Annotated in this window: 6 protein-coding genes; 1 reads left to right on the plus strand and 5 read right to left on the minus strand. The window is 58.8% G+C overall.

The window, feature by feature from the left end:
• Positions 1-77 precede the first annotated feature (77 nt).
• The gene (locus IG627_RS07670) at positions 78-1,151 is read right to left on the minus strand and encodes a transporter substrate-binding domain-containing protein (RefSeq protein WP_193191770.1); all 1,074 of its coding nucleotides are present in this window, start codon (positions 1,149-1,151) and stop codon (positions 78-80) included.
• A 94-nt stretch (positions 1,152-1,245) separates the two neighbouring features.
• On the opposite strand from IG627_RS07670, the gene IG627_RS07675 reads away from it, so the two are divergent.
• The gene (locus tag IG627_RS07675; protein ID WP_193191771.1) at positions 1,246-3,132 is read left to right on the plus strand and encodes an MFS transporter; all 1,887 of its coding nucleotides are present in this window, start codon (positions 1,246-1,248) and stop codon (positions 3,130-3,132) included.
• 14 nt (positions 3,133-3,146) lie between these two features.
• On the opposite strand, the gene IG627_RS07680 is transcribed toward IG627_RS07675, so the two are convergent.
• The 4 genes from IG627_RS07680 to IG627_RS07695 all read right to left on the minus strand — a co-directional run.
• Entirely contained in the window at positions 3,147-3,920 is a 774-nt protein-coding gene (locus IG627_RS07680; RefSeq protein ID WP_193191772.1) for a glycosyl transferase, read from the minus strand.
• 138 nt (positions 3,921-4,058) lie between these two features.
• Positions 4,059-5,504: a catalase gene (locus IG627_RS07685; protein ID WP_193191773.1), complete on the minus strand. Its 1,446-nt coding sequence runs from the start codon at positions 5,502-5,504 to the stop codon at positions 4,059-4,061.
• 253 nt (positions 5,505-5,757) lie between these two features.
• Positions 5,758-6,078, minus strand: a complete 321-nt coding sequence (locus IG627_RS07690; RefSeq protein ID WP_193191774.1) for a hypothetical protein — start codon at positions 6,076-6,078, stop codon at positions 5,758-5,760.
• Positions 6,079-6,276: 198 nt separating this feature from the next.
• Positions 6,277-7,394 (minus strand): transposase (locus IG627_RS07695; protein WP_193191775.1); only part of this gene is annotated, 1,118 nt, incomplete at its 5' end.

Genomic DNA, 7,394 nt, shown 5'->3' on the forward strand with positions numbered 1-7,394 from the left:
GTATTCGCCCACGCGGGCCGCAGGCCCGCCCTTAAAGCCCCGCAACCGCGGGGCTTTTTTGTAGCTATCCGGCCAACCTATTTATTGGCGGGACCAAAATACTGCTCGCGCAACTCGGCAATGCGTCCGCTCTCATAGGCGCCGATAATTCCCACGCTCAATGACCGCGTCAGCGCGCTTTGCAGTGGCAGCCCGAAGCCGTACTTATCCGGCTCGAAAATTTTCCCAACCAGCAACAGCGGTATTTCCGGGTGTGAGTGTGCGAAGTAGGCCAGCACCGGCGCATCGCCGACAATCGCATCGATATGTCCCGCGCGCAGTGCCCGCACCGCCTCGTCGATATCCCTGAACTCGCGCGAGCCTATGGCATTTTCACTGATGTACTCCTGCGCCACACTGCCGGCAAATACACCGACGGTCTTTCCGGGCAGGTCGCGCAAGCCGTTGATCTGGCTGGTGAGCGACAGCGACGTCATCACGCTGGTCACCGACGCGGTGATATAGGACACTACCGCCACACCACAGAGCAGCCACAACCCTTCCGCAATACGCCCCAACCAGCCAAACAGGTTCTTGCGCGACATGCGTCCCGAGGTGGCAATGGACATCACCGAATAAAAACTCTCCGCCAGTCCGTCGCGCCAGCGCCGGGGAAATTCGCTGTCGAACCTGCGATCGAACAGGGTGAACAACAGTGTCACCAGCAATACCACCGAGGCCAGCCAGGCGTAGCCTTTCAAATGTCCGGAATCCTTCAGCCCGGCTATCACTTCGGCAAATCCTGCGCCCTGGTCTTTGTTCACCATGATGCGCAGGCCGGCGTCGAACCAGGGGTGGGTAAAGTCGATGCGCCGGGCCCGGTCCTCGGTGATGGTGAGATTGGTCACCGCCACATCGACCTCGCCCCGTGCCGTTGCGTCCACCAGTTCACGCAGGTTGGGGTAGACTCGGTAGCTGGACTGCAGCTTCTGTTCCGCAGCTATCTCCTGCCACAGGTCCACGGCCATCCCCGAGAAGCGCTTCCCCTTTTCGAACACAAACGGCGGACTGGCATAGAGCCCGACCCGCACCGGTTGTGGCGCCCGGTCCGCCGGCTGCGCGCTTGCCGCGGCGGCCAGCGAAAACAGCAGTGCACAGGCCAACTTCAACATCCGTCTGTCCGCTTTACTTCCCAGTCCCTCAGCTTAGCCCAGCGGCCTGCTTTTGGCGTACCATAGGGCGAAACCGATTGAGGGGACGTCGTCCATGGCCCACAAGAACCAATTCCAGCTGCTGGCCAGCCGCCGCTTTCTGCCGTTTTTCCTGACCCAGTTCCTGGGCGCCTTCAACGACAACGTTTTCAAGAATGCGCTGATCGTGATGATCGCCTTCCGCCTCGCCGCCAGCGAGGCCAATGCACTGATCAACCTGGCCGCGGGCCTGTTTATCCTGCCCTTCTTCCTGTTTTCCGCCACCGCCGGCCAGTTGGCGGACAAGTACGACAAGAGCCGCCTGATCCGCATTATCAAGCTGGTGGAAATCGGCATAGGCGCCTTCGGCGTATTTGCCCTGGTGAGCGGCAATAACAACCTGTGCCTGGCGGTGCTTTTCCTGCTCGGTGTGCAGTCGGCGTTTTTCGGCCCGGTGAAGTACGCCATCCTCCCCCAGCACCTGAAGAAGACCGAACTGGTGGGCGGCAACGCGCTGGTGGAGATGGGCACCTTCGTCGCCATCCTCGGCGGCACCATTGTCGGCGGCCTGCTGGCGGGTATGACCGATGCCGGAGAAGGCGGCATCCTCTACCTGGGCCTGGTGATCATGGGCGCCGCCCTGTGCGGTTACCTGACCAGCCGCGCCATTCCCCGGGCCGCAGCCCCGGCGCCGGAGCTGAAAGTGAACTTCAATCCGGCCACGCAGACCATGAGTGTGCTGCGCGAGGCGGCCAAGACGCCGTCGGTCTTCTACGCAATTATCGGTATCTCCTGGTTCTGGCTACAGGGTGCCGCCTACCTGACGCAGATTCCCAGCTTCACCAAAAACGTGCTCGGCGGCAGCGAGTCGCTGGTCACCCTGTTGCTGTGCACCTTTACCATCGGAATAGCCCTGGGCTCGCTGCTGTGTGAACGCCTCTCCGGCGGCCGTATCGAACTGGGACTGGTGCCCCTGGGTGCCGCCGGCCTGACCCTGTCCGGTGTCGCCCTGGGCATCACCGGCAGCAGCTTCGCACCGCTCGTGGAACCGACCCTGGCCAGCTTCTGGGCCGCCGACGGCGCCCTGTCGATTCTCCTCTATCTCACTATGATCGGCATCTTCGGCGGCTTCTACATAGTGCCCCTCTACGCGATGATGCAGGCGCGCTCGGAAGCGTCGATCCGCGCGCGGATCATCTCCGTAAACAATGTGCTGAACGCGCTGTTTATGGTGATCGCCGCGGTGCTGGGTATCGTCTTCCTCAACCTCTTGAAGGCGACGATTCCGCAGTTCTTCCTGATCATCGCGCTGATGAACGCCGCCGTGGCCATATTCGTGTTCAGCAAGGTACCGGAATTCGCCATGCGCCTGCTGATCTGGCTACTGTCCCACACCATGTACCGGGTAAAGCACCAGGGCCTGGAGCAGATCCCCGAGGAGGGCCCCGCCATCATCGCCTGCAACCACGTCAGTTACGTGGATGCCCTGCTGCTGGCCGGCGCCGTGCGCCGTCCCATCCGCTTTATCATGTACAAGCCCATCTATGAGATTCCGGTGCTGCACTTTATCTTCAAGACCGGTCGCGCCATTCCCATCTGCTCCAGGCAGAAGGACCCGGAGGGCTATGAAAAGGCCTTCGAGGACATCGAACAGGGATTAAAGGACGGCGACCTGCTGTGCATTTTCCCGGAGGGCCAGCTGACGAAGGACGGCGAACTGGGGCCCTTCAAGGCCGGCATCGAGAAAATCCTGCAGAAAACCCCGGTGCCGGTGATTCCCATGGCCCTGCGCGGTCTCTGGGGCAGCTTCTTCAGCCACAGGGACGGCCACGCCTTTACCACCTGGCCGAAACGATTCTGGTCGAAAGTGAGTGTGGTGGCGGGCCCACCGCTGGATGCGGCGGCGGCAAAAGCAGAAACCCTGCAGGAGCAGGTATTGGGGTTGCGGGGGGAACAGCGCTGAAGGCACTGCGCGTTTCAGTCCGCCCAGTGCTCGCCGATCCAGGACGCGGGCCTGGTGAAATGGTGCGGCCGCTTGCCCTCGTAGCCCTGTAGCGCCTGGTGCGGGTGGGGCAGTCCGTGGAAGGCAACGATACTCGGCTCCCCAACCCGCTCCGGCGTGCGCGGCGGCAACACAAGATTGAGGGGGAAACCGCGGCGGCAGTGAAATTTGAAACTGCGCACCCAGCTGTCCGGCCAGTAGGCCATGCGGTCGCGGATGCGCTCGGTGAGATAGGTTTGCGGCGGCCACCACTGCTGTAGCGCCTGCTCTTTTTCCGCCTGGAAGTGCTCGACAATGTAACTGCACTCATTGGCCGGGAAGCGGAACACCGAGGAATTGCCAATTTCCGGGCGCGGGCGCAACAGCGTCTTGTGCGGTGAGATCCAGTTGTGAATGATGCAGATATGATCCGGCTGGTAGGCAAAAAAGCGGGTCAGATCCGAGCAGACCACTATATCCAGATCCAGAAACAGCGCCGGCCCCTCCAGATTGCCGAGCCGGTTGCTGAAGACACCGAGCTTGCGCCAGGTTGTATTGCCGAGGCGCCCTTCGATACCCAGGTCGGGAATCGGCAGCGTCTCTATGCCGTCCAGCAGCCCGTCAACCTTGTCCGTCAGGCACACAAATCGGTGCGGCAAGCGCAGCCAGCGACTGACCTGGCGATACAGGCGGTTCACATACTCGGGGCCGTACTTGTCGCCCCACTTCATGCAGATAACGTTGACGGGAGACTGGATGGCAAGGTGCATCGCGGCAAACTCTCGTTGTCGATCGACTCGCACCGCAGCCTAACGCGAAGGTGTGACAATCCGGTGGCACCGGCCCCCTGCAACAACAGCAGCCTTTCCCGGGACAGAAAGACACCGCACGTCGCGTATCCCGCGCCTTCAGTTGCCCCTGACACCCTTTTCAATCCTGTCGCCGATATCTGTGTCCACATTGCGCCAGTACGCGAAGGCACGCTTGAGGATTTCCTCGGACACACCCGCCTTCAGGTGGCCCACCACGTTGGACACCAGCCGATCCCGCCCCGCATCGTTCATTACTTCCCGCACCAGGGCAGCCGCCTGCACGAAATCGTCGTCTTCACTGTGCGGCGTATAAGCAGCATGCATAAACTCGCCGCTGGCCTCCCACTTTTCCGTATAGTTGTGATTGGCCTCGGGCCCACCCCTGGAGTTGGGGGCATAGACAGGATCGGACACATTCTCTACCCGCATGGCGCCATCCTTGCTGTAGCCGTGCCGCGGGCACTTGGGGGCGTTCACCGGTATCTGTTTGTAGTTCACACCCATGCGCGCCCGGTGCGCATCCGCATAGGAAAAGACTCGCGCCTGCAGCATCTTGTCCGGGCTGAAGCCGATACCGGGGACGACATTGTTAGGCTCGAAGGCAGCCTGCTCGATCTCGGTGTGGAAATCGGTCGGATTGCGGTCCAGGATCAGGCGGCCGACTTCCCGCAGCGGGTAGTCGCCGTGGGGCCACACCTTGGTCAGGTCGAAGGGGTTGAAGCGGTAATCCTGCGCCTCCTCGAACGGCATTATCTGTACATTCAGGGTCCAGCTGGGGTGGTCGCCGCGGGCAATCGCGTCGAACAGGTCGCGGCGGTGGGCATCGGCGTCCTCACCGGCCAGGCGGTCGGCTTCCTCCTGGGTCAGGTAGTCGATGCCCTGGTCCGTCTTGAAATGGTATTTGACCCAGGAGCGCTCGCCCTTTTCGTTGACCCACATATAGGTGTGGCTGGAATAGCCATTCATATGACGATAGCTCTTCGGAATCCCCCGGTCCCCCATCAGCCAGGTGACCTGGTGGGCCGATTCCGGCGACAAGGTCCAGAAATCCCACTGCATATCGTGATCTCGCAAGCCTGAATCCGCGCGGCGCTTCTGCGAACGGATAAAGTGCTGAAACTTCATCGGGTCGCGGATAAAGAACACCGGTGTATTGTTCCCCACCATGTCGTAATTGCCCTCCGTGGTGTAGAACTTCAGTGCAAAGCCGCGCGGATCGCGCCAGGTATCCGGGCTGCCCTGCTCGCCGGCTACGGTGGAAAAGCGGATCAGCGTGTCGGTTTTGGTGGCCGGCTGGAACACCGCCGCCCTGGTATAGGCGCTCACATCCTGGGTCACCTCGAAATAGCCGAAGGCGCCCGATCCCTTGGCATGGGGCTGCCGCTCCGGAATCCGCTCGCGGTTGAAGTTCGCCATCTGCTCTATCAGGTAGTGATCCTGCAGCAGAATCGGGCCATCCGCGCCCACCGTCAGGGAATACTCATCACTGGCTACGGGAATACCGGCATCATTGGTGGTGCGGTTGCGGTCGTCTTTTTCCACGGCGCTATATCCTCTGTCGCGTACAGGGCGGCTTTATCAATCGGGTATTAAACAGAGGAAACGATAGTGCAGTATTGGGGCTTTTGGAGGGAATTTTGCGCTATGGCCGGAAGCATTGCAGGATCTAGAGCTGGAGTTCGGGTGAGCAAAGGTAGCTCAGAATGTAGTGTGATGGTGAGAGACGGGATTTACTGGGGAAAGAGTGATGTGATGTCAAACTACCGGCTTGACATCACAGTCGCCTGCCAGAGCTCTAGTGAACTCTCGTCCAGAACGTCATGTTTACAGATTCTTTGTCGATAAGCTCCAAGTATTCCAGAGCCACTTTGTCACTCAACCACTGCTGGCAATACTCCTCAGCCTTTTCCTGCGAACTGGCGATAGCCACATCGGCATAAGTGCCATTTGCGCCACGAACCAGAAAATGAAGAATCAGCTCATCTTGCTGACTAAGAAAATCCAGCTCTACTCTGTTAGATAGCTCCACTAATGTTGCTTCTGTTACACCTTCTTTCAGCCTGAAGGTCGCGAACTCCATGCCGCCGATGCTATCAATGTCGCCTTTCTTGATCATGTCAATGCCTCAGTTATCAGTTGAATGACAATTCTAAGGCTTGGCTACTGACATCACGTGTCAGTAGGCATTCACGAGCAAGTCGTTCTACAGCCAATCTTAAATTATTGATGATCACGATTTAAGAAGCATAACCCTTTTACACAATCACTCATTCCGCGCAGTCAAACGAGTGGTTCTGTGGATATACCTGTGAATTTAATGAATCGCTCCGTAATTCATCAATTTTTCGATGTTATGCACCAAACAGAACATCTGCCATTGCCCCTGAACCTTATCTCGGCCACGCAACGAGAACCGATCCAGCCCCTTATTGGTACCGATGTTGCCAAATACCGGCTCCACCACCGACATACGGTGGCCGTAAATCACCTTGCCCTGGCGACTGTCGACACGTCGCTTCATCCAGTCGGTGCCGGTGCGACCATTGGTGACGGTGATCGAGACCTGCCGGCCGTGTCCCTCACGGCTGTCTGCGGATTCTGGGTTGCGCATACAGCGCTGCTTTATAGGACAGCTTCGGCAGTCACTGAGATTGCCTTCAAAGTGCAGTTTCTTTTTGCCCTTGGATATATTTTCTTCGCAGCTTAGCCACATGGCCTTGCCTGCCGGGCAGATACAGCTTTTGCGCTTGGTGTCGAACTGGAATTCTCGGGCCGGGATAACCTTGAGCTGCCCCTTGACCTCCTTCTGGTGGCGCTTTCCGTACTTTTCCTTTTGATCCTTAAAGGCTTTGTCCCGAGAGCGGAACTGGTTGTCCGGGATATAGGCGTTGACGCCTTCTTCCTTTATATGGTCATTGTTCTCCTCACTGGAGAATCCGGTATCAGCGGTGATGATGACACCGGCTGCCAGAATGTCGTCACTGATCCGGGTGCGCCGGTAGCGTTCGCGAATGCTGTCGAGCACGGGCTTCAGGGTGTGCTGTTCCTGTCCGGCGCCAAAGGCCTGCGCATCGACGATGACCTGATGCTTTTTATCAACCGCTGCAACGCCGTTGTAGCCCTGGATGGTACCCTTGCTGGTGGTCATCTTGGCGGATTCGTTGTCGGTGATATTACTTTTGACTTCTGCCGGTTTCTTGCCCTGCCCCATCCTTGGGGCTGCCGTCTTTAGGAACTGGTCTATCTTGTCGAAGTGCTTCTTGAGGGTTTCCGAAGCCTGGGCGAGCTGCTGCTTCCTCTCTCGCTCTTTGGGCTTCCGGCCATCGAGTCTTTTATACTCATTCAGGCACTGGCGAATCTTCTTCTTGATCTTGCCCCGCTTCTGTTCCAGCTCTTTGAACGTGCCGGAGTGTTCCTTTGAGGCATCCGAAC

Origin of the sequence: Microbulbifer taiwanensis (genome assembly GCF_014904815.1) — a bacterium.
Lineage (GTDB): Bacteria > Pseudomonadota > Gammaproteobacteria > Pseudomonadales > Cellvibrionaceae > Microbulbifer > Microbulbifer taiwanensis.